A 15,846-nucleotide genomic window follows, 5' to 3' on the forward strand; every position below is an offset into this window, starting at 1 on the left:
CATCTAAAAATTAACTTTTATTAACTTTATTTTTAACTTTCTACCTTGTTTACAGTAAAATATTTTGAATTATTAATTTCTCCCAAATTTCTTGACCATTTAGATGGTTCTAGCTGATTCACATACTCCATATACTGCGCCAATGGTTGATCAATTCTTAGCAGTAACTTGGGATGAAATTGAATATTATCGTAAATTTTACCGTCCTCATCTCTGAGCATATAGTAAGCTAAACGAGTACAAAAAAGTAAAAACTGACTAATTAGATATCCTCCTATTCCTCGCCGTTTTTCTGCCACATAAATCGGTTGAATCCGTGTTCTTCCAGGTGCAATGGGAGTGTAAGCATATATCATGTGTAATGGCGGAAAGAGTTTGACATTTTTCATCATTGTTAACAAGCCGATACAACCATGAGCATATCGCATGGAATATTCATAAGTAGCACCCAGAAATTTTTGACCTAATCTTTCTCTCCAAGTTGAACTAGGAAAATTTCCCTTCATTGTAAAGTCAATTTGTGTACCTAATTGATTGCGATGTAGGGACAAATCCATTTTGATATCTAAACGATGAATTGTTCTTAAATGTTGCGCGTCAATCCCATTCATCATACAAATATGATGATGGCAACTTCTTTCAAATGGAGTGTCAGCTTGGGTGACAATTTCTTTACCCAACAATTCATCAAAATCAGCTACATTTTCCGGTGCTTCAGTATCAGGATAAATCCAAATAAAGCCATACTTTTCAGATATTGCATAAGCTTGTACTTTAGCTTTAGCCGGAATCTCTATTTGACAGGGAATATTTTGACACATTCCTGTCTCATCAAATGCCCAATGATGAAATGCACAGCGAATCCAATTCCCGTCAACATGACCAATACCTAAATCTGTTCCCAGATGTGGACAGTAAGCATCTAAAGCCCGTACTCGACCATCTTCACCCCGAAAAATCACAATTTTTTGTCCACAAATTTCTATAGATTTAGCTGTGGTGTGGCGTAATTCACGGCTAGGACAGGCAATATACCAACCCTTAGCAACAATATTCCAGTTATTAAAGATTTGCATAATTCTTAGACTGATAATTGTTTAATATCTCTTGTCTTTGGTGAATATCATCTTGATATTTCCCCATTAAAACCCTGATGAGCATTTTACCTAAACAGTAAGAAGCTCGCCAAGAAAATACAGCATCTTGTAAATCTATGTGGCTACGCTCAAATAATAAATGTCCAGTTAATCCAATTAACTGAGTTAAAGGTAATCCCAAGAGCAACCAAAAGTTATGTAATTTCCAAACAGCAAACAGTAAAGCATAAAAGAAGAATATCCCAACAATATGGAGAGAAATATTAATAGGATGTTGATGTTTAAGAACAAAAATATCCCAATAATCTGTAAAAGGATGCTCCAAAATTTGATGATTAATTCGATTTCTCAACTTTTGTCGGGAATCAGAATTAGTTTTATCCATAAAAAACTATTTTAAAAACTGCTAATCAATAATATTTACACCATACTGATATCAAGTAAGCTATTTTCTGACCCCATACATATTAATAATTGTATGGGGTTTTTAGCTTACACAGCTAAATCATAATCTTCATCACCACTCATGGTATAGTTTCTCAACATAAAATAAGATTTCCTCTTTTGGCAGGCGAATCTTTGGTTTTTGTGGTGGGTACAAACTTGCAACTGCTCCAGAATCTTGTTCAACCACTTTAGCTATAGATGATAACAGCGATCGCTCCAGCGCATTCCTGAATCCGGGGATGTGGAAAAGGGGACTGTGCAAATTTCCATAACAAAGCACAAAGGTTCGCGTTTGATGCTCACTTTCCGGGTAAAGGATAAAAAATTGTAAAATTTCGCCGAGGGGGAGTTGGGCTTTAAATAAAGTGGTGGAAGGAAAAGAATACTCCAACTCGTTTTTGATTTGTTGGGGTAGAGTCAGCAATGATGGGTTTTTCAGAATCTCGCTGAAAGAATTCCTTTCTCTGAGGAAAGTTTGCACAACTCTAGCCTCAAATCCGTTCGGCTCAAATGATTCAACTGGGTTCTCTCGAATTCTAAAAATCTCTCGATGAACGCCATTTTGATGATTAAAGTCATAGTTGATTTTGATGGAATTCAGAAATGCAGCCGGGATACTGGTGCAACCCACAACCCCTAGAAAACGCAGTCCTTGCGATCGCTCAGAAATGAGATCAGGAATCGGTAAACGTGGTTCATTCCCTCCATAAGTCCAGATGAAATCGCCTTGAACCACTAGATTTAACTTGTTGGCGATAGGTTCTCCTTTAGCTTTACCATCTTTTACAAGTCTTCCTTCTCCATCAAATTCCAGCGCATGAAAAGGGCATTGAATCGAATTGCTAGCTTCACAAATCCAGCCATTTGAGAGCGGAGCTTGCATATGAGGACAGACATTTTCCAATGCAGAAATCTCCCCTTCACGGTTTTGCCAAAGTACATAATCCTGCCCATTGAGGGTAAATTTGTAAGGTTTGTTGACTCCTAACATTGAGCGATGAGCGATTAGCCAAGGTGCGCCAGGAAGGATAGGCTTCATTCAGATACTCTCCAATACTGTTTGATTTTTAACCTACCTGTTGACTTTGCTTATTGCATTCACCTTGGTTAAGAAAAGGTTTTTTCGTAGACTCTTCGCTTTAAGCGACTGAGAGATTGCGGTTCAATTCCTAAATAAGATGCCAGGTAATATTGGGGAATACGCTGCAATAGTTCCGGCTCATTTTGTAGCAGATTGATATATCTTTCTTCAGGAGTATCTAAAAACAGAGATAAAACTTTGTCTCGCAGTAGAAACGCCAAATCCTCCGCAACAAGCCTTAAAAATCTTTGCCCTTGGGGAGTAGTTTCAAAAAATTGCATTATCTTATGGTCAAAGATAATCACTTCTGAATCTTCAACAGCTTGAACTGTAAAGCGAGTAGGTTGACGCTTTTGAAAACTCTCATAATCTCCCAATGTCTGTCGTTCAACGTGAAAGAAAAGCGTGTACTCTTTTGCTTCTTTTAATACAAAAGTCCTGAGACAACCTTTAAGAGTAAAACCCACAAATTCACAGATTTCACCTTGTTGAAATAAGAACTCCCCTCTGCATAACTTCCTAGACTTTAGAAGAGATTTCAGAAGTACAAAATCAATTTTGAAATCTGGAAAAAGCTGCTGGATGAATGCAAAAAACGACTCATACATTTAAAAACCATTTTTCAATAAACAAAGCACCCACATTTATTGTGAAGTCTTATATTTTTAATAGTTTAACATGAGTCAATATATGCTAAAATTTGATTATTAAGAGCATACGCTTTATTTATAACTCCGATAGTTCTGCAAAAACGGTTTCTCTCCAGAAATTAATACGATTCTCTCGTGTTACTGGTTTACTTATGAGTTTACGCCAAGTACCATTTGCTGCACCACTGGGATGAGGAAATACAAGGTGTTTGTGTTGTAATTTTATACTGCTAACGCCTATCCTTGCTTCTTGCCCCCATGTAATTACCGCTATTGGCTTGAAAATTTCTAACTCCGCCTTCAGCACTTGAATGAAACGAGTATGATCTTGTTTTGTCAGAGGAAGACGGCGATCGCAATCCTCCTTACTGACAAATACTTTAAAAATATCGGTGAGGTAGACTCTGTATCCTTCGTCTAGCAAGATTTTAATCAAATCGAAATATCGCCTTGTAGTATGCAACTTTTCCCGGCAATTTTTCAAGTGTAAAGCGTAGGGCGTTGCAATAGAAATTTCTTCTACTCTTGTATCACTGTGTCGTAAAGGGTCTTGTCCAATGATAGCCACTGTTTTCTTGTTTAAAATATTGTTGTCTTTTTCCAGGATGCTGGGAATATCTACCCCAACAACTAAAGCTTCCTCGTAGCGTTTTTGAAAGCTTGAATTGTGAGAGTGAAAAATATTTCTGATTAGAGTATGTTCGGGATAACCTTCCAATTCAAATTCTTGCTGCATTACCTCATAGAGAGATTGTAGTTGGCATTGGGAAATATCAAAAACTTTAGATAACTCTTGATGCAAAGCTGCAAATTCTTTGGCTTTAAACTGGGAAAACAAGTAATTTGGCATAAATGTAGTAACTATATCAACACACCATTAATATAGTTCCCACAATCTTTAAGTAGATTGAGATTAAAACATAGACATTAAGCTACGGATAAAGACCAATGCCGCTAAAAACAGACTAACCAGAATTAGACACAGGGTAAAATATTTTACTCACATTCCAGCATAATCGCTAACTATCTTCTCTTTCCCTCAAATCACAATGTTGTAAGATAAATAAAAGCTAAAACCTAACTCTGTACTTATGAGTGTCCATCCCCTCTTGAAAGTTGACATTTCTGAACTCAGCGTTGCAGAACGTATTCAACTTGCTGAAGATTTATGGGACAGTATCTTAGATAAGCCAGAAGAACTACCGTTAACTGAAGCACAAAAACAAGAACTAGATCGACGCTTAGAAAATTACCATAGAAACCCCACAAACGGTTCTAGTTGGGAAGATGTTAAAAAACGTTTAGGCTTCTCCCAATGACGTATAACCTGATTATCCAACCAGAAGCAGAATACGATATTCAGGATGTATTTGAGTGGTACGAATCTCAAAATCTAGGTTTGGGTTCTGAATTTGTCCGTGCTGTTGATGTTTGTTTGTCGGGAATTGGACGAAACCCTCTGGCTTACCAAGTCATTTACAAACAGGTTAGAAGAGCATTAATTCGTCGATTTCCATACATAATTCTCTACGTTTTTGACCAAGATACAGTTTCTGTAATTGCTTGCTTCCATGCAAAACGTGATCCGAAACAATGGTTAGGGAGAATCTAATCAAACTGTGAATAAATACTATCCTAATTAACATGGAGATAAAACAGTTCCCAATTTTTCACATCCCAAGCGATCGCTCACTTTTCCTTGATCAACCACCTGTACCCCATTAATATACACTGTGGTGACAATCTCATCTGAACCACGCTTCACCATCCGGGGTTCACCATCCAAAACCGGATCTAATATTTCCATTTGGGGGCTGATGGGCTGATTTAAAGCACTGGGATCAAGTAAAACGATATCGGCTTTCGCGCCAACTTTCAAAACTCCTGTATCTAGGCGAAACCATTGGGCGGGTTCTCCCGTAACGCGATAAATCGCAGCCTCCGGTGACATAAACTTGGTAGTAACTGCTTGTTTAAGTAGAGACAAAGCTCCATCATAGTAGCCGAGATTACGGACGTGTGCGCCAGCATCCGTAAATCCTGGTAAAATATAGGGATGCTGCATTAATGCTAAACGGGGTTGTAAGCGGTCATTTGCCCCTGTCGCTACCCAGCGTAAATCTGTATCGTATTCCTGTAAAGCTTCGATAAAGAAATCTATGGGTTCTTGTTGGTGTTGACGGGCAATTTCCGCAAAACTCAAGCCCTCCCAACTCGCTTGGGGAGACTGTACAACTTCCATCAAATCTAAGTCACGATGAAATGATTTCCGCCTTTTATTCAGCCATTCTTGACGAAATTGGCGGCGAAAACCTGGAGATTGCCATAATTTTTGTCTTTCCTGTCGGGAATCACAGCCATTGAGTTGTGCGCCTGTGGAAAATTCTTCAAATAAGGGTGTGACACAACCATCCGAGTAAATGGTGAAGGGTTCAGTCAAGGTTTGAAAGCGTACATTCCCACCCAGTAAATGATTCCAGATGTTCAGAATCGGGGAAAATACTTTCCAGAGGTTGCGATCATGGACGGCATCTAAAGCAGAGAGGACAGTTAACCTGAGTGGACGTTTACCTATGCCTACACCCATCCGCAGAATATCGAGAAAGGAAGCTAGGCGTTGTAAATTGGGGGTGACTTGAAAAACGCGATCGCGCCTTCTACACAAATCCGCCAACATCGCATATTCTTTAAACTTGGCGTGTTGTGAGGGAATTGTGTAACCCCGCCATTCTCCACTCATACGATGCCAAGGAAACATATCAATAGAAACCCCTACAAAGCCTGCATCTAAAGCATCGGCGGCAATGCGCTGCATAACATTTAGCTCGAATTTGCTAGGCTGAACCTTTAAACTGCGTTCTAATCCCATCACCTCAGCGCGTAAGGCACTATGTCCAAGCAAAGGTGCAATATTCGCCCCCAACGGTAACTGCTGCAAATGCTGTAAATACTCGGCTGGAGTCTGCCAAGAAACCGATGTTTGCAACCATTTGGCAATTAACCGATGGGAAAGCGTCTCCACCCTTTGAAAAATATCAGCTAGCATTTGGGGTTCACCGATTGCGATCGACAAACTACAATTGCCAATAACAACGCTAGTCACACCATGACGCACAGATTCACCCAGTCCCGGCGCAATTTCTACTTCTAAATCATAGTGCGTATGAATATCAATGAATCCTGGTGTCACCCACAACCCAGAAGCATCAACCACCTCACGCGCTGGGATATTTAATGATGGTGCAATGGTGACAATCTGTCCATTTTGAATCCCGACATCTCCCCGCACAGGTACAGATCCTAAACCATCAAAAATTAACCCATTTTGAATTAATAAATCTAACATGACTTTTTAGTTTATTTGTGATCATTCTACTGTCCACTAAACAGCCTAAGTTTATCTCGAAAATAGCAGAAACTTGGTGATTGATTGTTGTCAATATCCATCAAAGGAGATATTCTTTCTGCCCAAGTTGCCTTTTCTTTTCCGATTACTTGATAACCAAGCTTAGACAACTTGTGACAACCACCAGAATATAGTGCATCAGCTAACTTTTCCCATGTACCACAAATCTCATCATTTGTGTAAGAATTGAGAACGGCTTCTTTCGCACTCGGATAAGCATTTTTCACGGCTGCTAAATCACCCAAGTACCATGCTTCTCCTTCCTCAATAGCGATACAAAATTGTGTTTTTGGCTGAGGATGACAAGAATTTAGTATCTCAAGTAATTCTTTCCGAAAACTACTAAGGCATCGGTCATCAAGGTCACAAATGACAATCAAAACAGCCTGATAATCAGAGGGATAACTGGCAAATGTATTACCATAGCCTCTAATAAGTCTTGGCAGTTGGTCGAGTAAAATTCGTTTTTGGGGATCAGAGTTAGATTTTAAATTTTTAGGAATATGTCCTATTCCTTTGTAAGCATGAATATTAAATGTATGTTGTTCGGTATTTAGAATTTTTGGGACAAGAATGTCAAGAGCCTTTTTACTTGAAATATCCTCAACTAGGATCTCAAAGTGCATATACCTACCTTGCATCTAAATAGTCACTGTACCAAAGTCCACCAAGAGGTAAGCCTTCAGAAACAAGGTTATTGATCAGAGGATCTTCACTAGCCCGCCTAATTTTTGCAAATCCATCTTCACCCTTTTCCAGAACCCAAACTTCTTCAGGTTCAAGGGCATCTACAAAATATGGTTGATGCGTTGTGACAAATATTTGTGAACCACCTTTTTGACTTGTGGCGTGTTCTCGAAACTCGCGCGCTAGGGTTTCTAGAAGTTTATGATAAAGTCCATTTTCTGGCTCTTCAATGCACAAAAAAGGTGGTGGTGATGGGTCTTCTAAAAGCAGGAGATAGGCGAATACTTTAAGTGTACCATCTGACATTTGTTGAGCATAAAACGGGTCTTGAAACCCCTTGTCATTGAAACGAAGCAGGAGTCTGCCGTCTGGGCTTTTTTCAGTGCTAATCTTATTAATACCTGGAATTTTACTAGATATCTTGTCTAGTATGGATTTAAACTTTTGAGGATGTTCTCTCTCCATAAACTGAACTACATTACCCAGATTATCTCCATGAATATTCAGATGTTTTTGTGGACCAGCTAGAGGTAAACTTCTTGCCGCATCAGGCGTAAAATAGCTTAAATACCATCCTTCAATAAATCTACGAAACATAGAAATTCTTGGGTGTTGTTTCAGTGAACCCAAAGTGGCGATTCCCAGTTTTCGCTTATCGTCAAGTTCGACTATCTCCGTTTCTTTACTTTCTTCTTCTGCTTCACCTCTTTGAATTTTTTCTATTAAATTTGACAAATTTAAATTCCCTTCCTCCTCTTCAAATTGTTTACCGCCTTGTTCCCCTTTCCACGCGACTCCTCTACCTTCATTGAGAATTAGGAAAGAGAAAGGTTTTCCCTTATCTTGTCCCTTTCTTCGTTGTCTAAGTCTTTCCCGTTTGACATAAGGTCTTCCATATGTGTCAATATCTATGGCTAACTCATACGTAATCGGTCTAGCATTACGATGCTCTTTATAATAGATATCAAACTCGATACTTCCTTCTCGTCCTTGTGAACGAATCCTCTCAAAACCACCACGACCACGAGAATCACACGCTTCCTCTACACCATTTTTTAAGCAGTCTGCAAGAAAGCCAAAAGTGTCGAAAATCGTACTTTTTCCTACTCCATTCTTACCGATGACTGCCGTCATTGGTGCTAGTGGCTTGGCATTCTGTGTATTCCATAACTTCCCTAAAGTTATATCGCGAAGAACTCTGTAATTTCTAACTCTAAATCCTTCTACTTTCGACATTTATTCCTCTCTGATCAACTCATAATCATCCTATCAATATTAATTACTCTCATAATTTATGAATTTTGTTTTTATCATCTGTTATTTGATTTAATTGTACACAACATTGTAATTTATTTTTTATCATAATTATAGCGAGAAGTTATACCACTATGCTCAGTTTTTACCCAGCGCGATCGCCTGTTCTGCACACACATCTTAAAAGTAGTCACAATCATCACCGGAATCCAATGCACCATATACACAGAACCTTGAATGGTTGACCACAACAAACCCCAACCACGTAAATTTTGATACTGATAAATTCCAGCCATCAAAGCCACTGTCAGAATGAGACTCAGTAGCGTTTGCAGTGGTAATAAAACTGGGGTATCTCTATAAATAATTGTCCACAGTAAATCAGGAATCAGTCCAATTGGGAGGATAAATTGCAAGAGAAAAAATAATATTAAATCAATTTCTTTCGCCCAACCCAAAGTAAAAATTTGCGGAAAATAATCAAGGAAACGCTGATAACCACCTTCAGCCCAACGGCGGCGTTGATGCCAAAGATTTATCCAATTAGTTACACCTTCTTCTTGAATGGATGGACTGGGTAAAAATTCAATTTCAGCTCCAGCTAAATAAATCCGAAAACACAAATCTAAATCATCGGTGACAGTGTTCTCATTCCAACCTTGGCACTTTTCTAAAAGTTCCCGCCGCACTAACATACCATTGCCGCGCAACTCAGACATTCCACCTACAGCAAGGCGATGGGTTTGCAGAAAGCTATCACAATTCATTTCCATTTGTTGGCAACGAGTTAAAAAGTTGATATCTGCATTGGTTATTGCTTTCCGTACTTGCACCGCACCAATATTTGGTTTTTGAAATAGGGGTACTGTTTGCCACAGGAAATTCACAGGAAGCTGGGCATCAGCATCACAAATTAAGATAATCTCTCCTTGGCTGTAGGGGAAAACCGCATTTAACGCGCCTGATTTAGCACCTTTTAATTCCTCTCGGCGATAAACTTGGAGTGCGGGAAATTTGATTTGTAATTGACTTAAGATTTCAGGTGTGGCATCGGTACTACCATCATCAACTACCCAAATATCTAAGCGATCGCGAGGATAATCCAGTTGAAATAAACTATGTACTAGATGGCTAATGACGGCACTTTCATTTTTAGCTGCAACTAAAATTGAGACTGTTGGTGGTTCAGTGAGACTTGTAATGACTGGTGTAGCTGGTTTAGCCATCAACATTCGGATGCTTTGGATAGCCAAAACCGTCGTTAATCCCACCATGAACCACCGTGTTTCCGATCGCCAGTGTAGCAAACTCACAGCACCCCAAATCAGCATTACTACTAGGATTGCCTGAAAACGGCGCGTAGGAATTCGCTGATCGGTATTTCCCATTGTAGTTTTCTACCCTTTTGCTTCTTTGCTGGGTTGACGACGAAATATTAACATTGTGACTACACCTAGTAAGAAACCGCCTACTCCGGATGCAATCCCGATAGTCTTTCCTAATCCTTGGGCTGCACTCAAAACAGGATTATCTAAGAGATTAGAAGAGAAATGCAACGATTGAATTGTCCATTTATCTTGGAGTTTTTGCAACACTGCTGTCCAACGCATCGCCATATCGGCGGCTTTGCCATCTTTAAAAGAGAAAGTAGAGATTGCTTCTCCCGATGAAACTACTGTCTCTGGAGATAGAAACGTTCTCACAGTTTCGCCTGGGAGATTCATTTTGATATTTTGAATCGAACTAGAAAATTGCTGATTCCAATACTTTTCAAATTCAGGTACTTTGTGAAAAACTTGGTTGTCAACTGTGGTAATCGTAAAGCTGGGGTGTAAATATGGTTGAATTTTGGAAAAATTGCGGTTGTTAATGGCTTCTAGGGCTACTTCTCGTGTTTTAAGAATTGAATTTATCTCTTGTTGGTTATCTGCCAAAGCAGCTTGGGGTAAACACCAAATTGCCAGCACTAGCAGGACACTCCAAAGTAGCTGAGTGCATCTGTATCCGTTTGCCCATCTCTGTTGCATCATGTAAAAACCTCTACTTTGAGTTACACTTATGGGTGATTTTTTTACGTTAGCCAACATGATGGATTTTAAACTGTTATCTCGTCAAGCAAGTATTAAGTTCTGTCAAATTTAGGAGAAAAACGGGACTTACGTATTATGTACCTATCTGTCATTACGATCAAAACTGTAGTGTAGGGAAGTAATCCCAAATTATTAAATACAATTTCTTACTTCATAAGTCTATTTTAGATGCTTACCAAAAGACAGATTTTGGGGAATTATAAAATATTTTTTCTTCCTAATTAGGTAGTAATTAAGAATTTACCTTGAGTTTTTTATTTCTGGCGATTGTTAGAATGGTATAAGGCTAATGCAAGAAATAAAGTTATGGTGACGAACAAATTTGAACATACATTAGCTGCGATTGAGTTAAATGCAGCTAGAAAGTTGAACTGGGATTATGAGAAATTCAAAAACTGTTTCAATTTTACAGTAAATCAGGAGGCGATTGAGATATCACCCAATAAGAATACACTCAAAGAATCTGATTTACAAACTTTGAAACAAGCCTTGTTAGACTATGGTTTTCAATACAAAAAAACCGTAAATGATTCCATATTAGTGTTTGAGCAAGATGTTGAATTAAGATAGATTCAACAACAAAGGCATAAAGGGGGAAAGCTAGCCTTTTTGATGGGTGAAAAGAATTGCTGCAAGTGCGATCGCACTCCCGGCAATCAAGCCATCTATCTTAGAACTCTCTCAATATGGGATGGACTGCTGGCTCCATCCCATATTAAAATTGCTTAACTCCGCGCAATCCCTTCTTCGCGGGCTGCTTGTTGCACCGCCGCAGCGACAGCAGTGACGACACGCCCATCAAACACAGAAGGAATAATGTGTTCTCGATTTAACTCTGAGGGGCTGACTAAAGCCGCGATCGCATGGGCTGCTTGTAGATACATCGTGGTAGTGATTGTTTGCGCCCGACAATCTAAAGCCCCCCGGAACACCCCAGGAAAGGCTAAAACGTTATTAATTTGGTTGGGGTAGTCACTGCGTCCAGTAGCAATCACAGCCACATCTTTAGTAACTAATTCCGGCTGGATTTCTGGAATGGGGTTAGCCATTGCAAACACAATCGGATCTTTTGCCATAGATTTCACCATCTCCGGTGTTAACACTCCTGGCGCACTCACCCCAATAAACACATCTGCACCTTGAACTGCACCGGCTAGAGTACCTTGAGCTTTGACAGCAAATTCTTGCTTTTCTTCATTTAAGTCGGTGCGAGTAGTCGAGATAATTCCTTTAGAATCGCACATCCAGATTTTTTCGGCTCCAGCCTTCCGCAACAGACGAGCGATCGCTACCCCAGCCGCACCAGCACCGTTAATGACAATGCGGATGTCTGCAATGGATTTTTGGATCAATTTCAGAGCGTTAAATAATGCTGCTAAGGTAACAATTGCTGTACCATGTTGGTCATCATGAAACACAGGGATGTCTAATTCCTGACGCAATCGCTGTTCAATTTCAAAACAACGGGGAGCCGCAATATCCTCTAAATTTACACCCCCAAACACCGGGGCAATATTTTTAACGGCTTGGATAATCTCATCTGTATTTTGGGTGTTCAAGCAAATAGGAAAGGCATCAATACCCGCAAATTCCTTGAACAGCATGGCTTTACCTTCCATCACTGGTAAAGCTGCATGGGGGCCGAGATTACCCAAACCTAAAACTGCACTACCATCGGTGACAATAGCTACCGTATTTTGTTTGATAGTTAAATTATAAACCTCTGCGGGGTCTTGAGCGATCGCTGTACACACCCGTCCTACTCCCGGAGTATAAGCCATGGCCAAATCAGACACACTTTTGAGAGGAATACGGCTAGCAATGCTAATTTTGCCACCCCGATGTAAATTAAAGGTGCGATCATACACACTTATCACCTGAATATCAGGAATAGCCTTAACAGCTTGCACAATAGTTTCAGCGTGTTCAGTGCTAGCAGCATCAACATTCAGGTCACGAATTGAAACGTGACGAGTTTGCTCAATTAAATCGATTGTACCGATATTCCCGCCGGTAGTAGCAATAGCTTGAGCGATCGCCGCCAACATCCCCACCCGATTAGGAATCTGCAACCGCAGCGTCACACTGAAACTAGAATTAGGAGTTAGATTTGTCATTGTGATTAGAGATTTGAAATCTTAGATTGTATATTGAATTCCTAAGTAAAAATCGAGACGAAACCTAAAATCTCAAAAAAACGCCCTCCAAATCAGAGAGCGTTTTTAATTTACAACAATTCCTAACAACTTCTCCGCGCGACTCTGCGCTTACCTCCCTTCTCTACGAGAGGCTACGCCAACGGGTTCACCAGTCGTCTACGGAGGGAAACCCTCCTACAACGCTGGTTCACCGCGCCCCTCTGCGTTTATTTAACCCAAAGGTACAACCTCACCGCCAGCCAAATCTAGTGGGAAATTGTGAGCATTCCGCTCGTGCATCACCTCTATACCCAAATTGGCACGGTTCAGCACATCAGCCCATGTATTAATCACACGTCCATGAGCATCTAGTATCGAATGGTTAAAGTTAAACCCATTCAAGTTAAACGCCATCGTACTAATCCCCAAAGCCGTCAACCAAATCCCCACAACAGGCCAAGCTGCCAAGAAAAAGTGCAAAGAACGAGAGTTGTTAAAACTAGCATATTGCCAAATTAACCGCCCAAAATAACCGTGAGCCGCCACAATGCTATAAGTTTCCTGTTCTTGCCCAAACTTATAACCGTAGTTGACAGACTCAACTTCTGTTGTCTCCCGCACCAGCGAAGAAGACACCAAAGAACCGTGCATGGCAGAGAACAACGCCCCACCGAACACCCCCGCCACACCAAACATATGGAATGGGTGCATGAGAATGTTATGCTCGGCTTGGAAGACAAACATGAAATTAAAAGTGCCGCTAATCCCCAAAGGCATACCGTCCGAAAAACTACCTTGACCGATGGGGTAAATTAAGAACACAGAAGTTGCAGCAGCTACAGGTGCAGAATAAGCCACGCAAATCCAAGGACGCATCCCCAGACGGTAGCTTAACTCCCATTGTCTACCCAACCAGCAAAAGATACCAATGAGGAAATGCAAAATAATCAATTGATAAGGGCCGCCGTTGTATAGCCATTCATCCATTGATGCCGCTTCCCAAATGGGGTAAAAGTGCAAACCAATGGCATTGGATGTGGGTACAACAGCACCAGTAATGATGTTATTGCCGTACAACAAAGAACCAGAAACAGGTTCCCGAATCCCGTCAATATCGACGGGTGGCGCAGTAATAAAGGCAATTACAAAACAGATGGTAGCTGTTAACAATGTGGGAATCATCAACACCCCAAACCAGCCAATATATAGCCGATTGTCGGTGCTAGTAATCCATTGACAGAAACGATCCCAAAAGCTACCGCTTTCCCTTCTTTCTGAAATTGAGGTCATGGCTATGGTATTGATAAAGTGCGAACAACAATCCTTCTCAACTTGAAAAACTTGAGAAATCAGATGTTTTTAAAGACTTTCTCCAAATACCTTCTCCCCTATCACCGGGATTCTGCTCACTTGCCTCACACTCAAAATCTTGCTAATTAATTTCCCCAGGGAGATGGTAAAATCATGGGGAATTTTCCCGGCTCTATAAGTCCGGTTTTACATTAATTATTTATCTTTTTCCATAAACTTAGATTAAGTTTGACTAACCAGTCGTAATAATAACCTGTTGCTGACTTAATTTTCTCTCTGTGCCTTTGTGTCTCTGCTGACTTTTCACGGTATCTAGAAAACCCCTCTCCATAGAGCGAAGCTCTTCTCGTAGAGTACCTCTCCCCTGCAAGGAGAGAGGCTTTGATTGCTCCCCCTTCCCTGGTAGGGAAGGGGGCTGGGGGGTTAGGTTTGGCGTTGACTTTTCCACATGACGTAAAAAGTCAGGTGTCTCTATGGTTAAAAAATTTTCACCTCAGAGACACAAAATTAACTGTAAAATCTCACACCGTTAAACCTTGCTGTTTAATATCCTAAAAAGCAGAAGCGATCGCTAATTCTGCGTGCTGCACTAATGTATTTTTATCTAACATTTGTACAGCATATTGGGGAGTGACTGCTAATAACTGATCAATTCTCTCTTTAGCTGCTTCTACCACAGATTCAGCCAACGTACCTTTATTTAAAGATTCCAGGAAATCTTCAGCAATTTGATAAGTACGCTCAATAGATGATGAATGGATGTTACGCGAGACAATAAATAAATCACAGCCAGCATAAAACGCCCGCGCCACTGTACCGCTTTGAATAAACATATCTGAGACAGCTTTCATATCCAAGTCATCAGATACTACTATGCCCTCAAATCCCAATTCTTCCCGCAGAATGTTTTTGAGGATAGCTCTTGATAGGGTTGCAGGTAAATCAGGGTCGATTTGCGGAAACAAAATATGAGCCGTCATGATGATGGGAATATGTTCCGCAATCAAGGCTTTGAAGGGTATGAGTTCTCGAATGCGTAAGTCTTCTAAACTGAGATTAAGAATTGGTAACTCAACATGAGAGTCCTTATTAGTATCTCCATGTCCAGGAAAATGCTTGGCGCACCCCAAAACTCCTGATTCCTTGAGTCCCAGGTAATATTCGATGATAGCTTGAGTAGCCGTTTCCGGCGTGCTACCAAAGGCGCGAGGCCCAATGATGGGATTTTGGGGATTAGAATAAATATCCGCTACCGGCGACCAAGACAAGTTAATGCCCAAGGACTTTAATTCAATACCCGTAGCTTTTGCTACTTCCCGTGCGTGCGATCGCAACAGCAAAGCATGAGGAAATCTGGTAATTGGTAGAGGTGTCCGCACCACACGCCCCCCTTCATGATCTAAGGTAAAAAACATGGAAGGGCGTTCAGCATATTCTCTGATTTGCTGGCTCAAATGCTGAAAACTTTGCAGCCATACTTCATAGGGGACACCATCCTGAAAATTTTTGGCAAAAAAGATGACTCCAATTGGTTTGAGTTCATTAAGTGCGCGTTTATCATCATCACTTAACTGAGTACCGGAAATGCCAAGAATCAGATGATGTCCGAAGCGTGCTAGATTCCGTAAGACTGGCATAATACTTTACCTGGGATTGTGTAGCTAACGACTTCAATGATTAACCTA

16 protein-coding genes are annotated in these 15,846 nt (G+C 40.4%); 3 read left to right on the forward strand and 13 right to left on the reverse strand.

All coding sequences use genetic code 11. The annotated features are described in order from the left end of the window. Positions 1 to 32: 32 nt before the first annotated feature. The 5 genes from NOS7524_RS22870 to NOS7524_RS22890 form a co-directional block, all read right to left on the reverse strand. Positions 33 to 1,076: an aromatic ring-hydroxylating oxygenase subunit alpha gene (locus NOS7524_RS22870; RefSeq protein ID WP_015140851.1), complete on the reverse strand. Its 1,044-nt coding sequence runs from the start codon at positions 1,074 to 1,076 to the stop codon at positions 33 to 35. Continuing rightward, a complete protein-coding gene (locus tag NOS7524_RS22875; RefSeq protein WP_015140852.1) occupies positions 1,063 to 1,482 on the reverse strand; it encodes an Mpo1-like protein in 420 nt (139 codons plus the stop codon). The genes NOS7524_RS22870 and NOS7524_RS22875 overlap by 14 nt, the downstream gene beginning before the upstream one ends. A 132-nt stretch (positions 1,483 to 1,614) precedes the next feature. Next, positions 1,615 to 2,583, reverse strand: coding sequence for a Rieske 2Fe-2S domain-containing protein (locus NOS7524_RS22880; protein WP_015140853.1), 969 nt, complete (start codon positions 2,581 to 2,583; stop codon positions 1,615 to 1,617). A 68-nt stretch (positions 2,584 to 2,651) separates the two neighbouring features. Next, positions 2,652 to 3,233 carry a Crp/Fnr family transcriptional regulator gene (locus NOS7524_RS22885; protein WP_015140854.1) on the reverse strand — a complete coding sequence of 194 codons (582 nt, stop codon included), beginning with the start codon at positions 3,231 to 3,233 and terminating at the stop codon, positions 2,652 to 2,654. 118 nt (positions 3,234 to 3,351) lie between these two features. Further along, positions 3,352 to 4,125 (reverse strand): uracil-DNA glycosylase family protein, encoded by a 774-nt coding sequence (locus NOS7524_RS22890; RefSeq protein WP_015140855.1) that lies wholly within the window; start codon positions 4,123 to 4,125, stop codon positions 3,352 to 3,354. 241 nt (positions 4,126 to 4,366) lie between these two features. Here NOS7524_RS22890 and NOS7524_RS22895 point away from each other — a divergent pair, with 241 nt between their 5' ends. Beyond that, the gene (locus tag NOS7524_RS22895) at positions 4,367 to 4,594 is read left to right on the forward strand and encodes an addiction module protein (protein WP_015140856.1); all 228 of its coding nucleotides are present in this window, start codon (positions 4,367 to 4,369) and stop codon (positions 4,592 to 4,594) included. Next, positions 4,591 to 4,887 (forward strand): type II toxin-antitoxin system RelE/ParE family toxin, encoded by a 297-nt coding sequence (locus NOS7524_RS22900; RefSeq protein WP_015140857.1) that lies wholly within the window; start codon positions 4,591 to 4,593, stop codon positions 4,885 to 4,887. The genes NOS7524_RS22895 and NOS7524_RS22900 overlap by 4 nt, the downstream gene beginning before the upstream one ends. Before the next feature lie 27 nt (positions 4,888 to 4,914). Here the strand turns inward: NOS7524_RS22900 and NOS7524_RS22905 are convergent, their stop codons facing one another. The 5 genes from NOS7524_RS22905 to NOS7524_RS22925 form a co-directional block, all read right to left on the reverse strand. Continuing rightward, positions 4,915 to 6,621, reverse strand: a complete 1,707-nt coding sequence (locus NOS7524_RS22905) for an N-acyl-D-amino-acid deacylase family protein (RefSeq protein WP_015140858.1) — start codon at positions 6,619 to 6,621, stop codon at positions 4,915 to 4,917. 26 nt (positions 6,622 to 6,647) lie between these two features. After that, entirely contained in the window at positions 6,648 to 7,307 is a 660-nt protein-coding gene (locus NOS7524_RS22910; protein ID WP_015140859.1) for a DUF4276 family protein, read from the reverse strand. 4 nt (positions 7,308 to 7,311) lie between these two features. Beyond that, entirely contained in the window at positions 7,312 to 8,604 is a 1,293-nt protein-coding gene (locus NOS7524_RS22915; RefSeq protein ID WP_015140860.1) for an AAA family ATPase, read from the reverse strand. A gap of 113 nt (positions 8,605 to 8,717) precedes the next feature. Then, on the reverse strand, positions 8,718 to 10,010 hold the full coding sequence (locus tag NOS7524_RS22920) for a glycosyltransferase (RefSeq protein ID WP_015140861.1): 1,293 nt from the start codon (positions 10,008 to 10,010) through the stop codon (positions 8,718 to 8,720). 9 nt (positions 10,011 to 10,019) lie between these two features. After that, on the reverse strand, positions 10,020 to 10,652 hold the full coding sequence (locus NOS7524_RS22925) for a YybH family protein (protein ID WP_015140862.1): 633 nt from the start codon (positions 10,650 to 10,652) through the stop codon (positions 10,020 to 10,022). A gap of 366 nt (positions 10,653 to 11,018) precedes the next feature. Here NOS7524_RS22925 and NOS7524_RS22930 point away from each other — a divergent pair, with 366 nt between their 5' ends. After that, positions 11,019 to 11,282 carry a hypothetical protein gene (locus NOS7524_RS22930; protein ID WP_015140863.1) on the forward strand — a complete coding sequence of 88 codons (264 nt, stop codon included), beginning with the start codon at positions 11,019 to 11,021 and terminating at the stop codon, positions 11,280 to 11,282. A 155-nt stretch (positions 11,283 to 11,437) separates the two neighbouring features. On the opposite strand, the gene NOS7524_RS22935 is transcribed toward NOS7524_RS22930, so the two are convergent. From NOS7524_RS22935 to nagZ, 3 genes are all read right to left on the reverse strand, one after another. Next, positions 11,438 to 12,829 (reverse strand): NAD-dependent malic enzyme, encoded by a 1,392-nt coding sequence (locus tag NOS7524_RS22935; RefSeq protein ID WP_015140864.1) that lies wholly within the window; start codon positions 12,827 to 12,829, stop codon positions 11,438 to 11,440. A gap of 252 nt (positions 12,830 to 13,081) precedes the next feature. After that, positions 13,082 to 14,140, reverse strand: coding sequence for a photosystem II q(b) protein (gene psbA / locus NOS7524_RS22940; RefSeq protein WP_015140865.1), 1,059 nt, complete (start codon positions 14,138 to 14,140; stop codon positions 13,082 to 13,084). 572 nt (positions 14,141 to 14,712) lie between these two features. Then, a complete protein-coding gene (gene nagZ, locus NOS7524_RS22945) occupies positions 14,713 to 15,798 on the reverse strand; it encodes a beta-N-acetylhexosaminidase (RefSeq protein ID WP_015140866.1) in 1,086 nt (361 codons plus the stop codon). Between the last annotated feature and the right edge of the window lie 48 nt (positions 15,799 to 15,846).

Source organism: Nostoc sp. PCC 7524 (assembly GCF_000316645.1).
Classification (GTDB): domain Bacteria; phylum Cyanobacteriota; class Cyanobacteriia; order Cyanobacteriales; family Nostocaceae; genus Trichormus.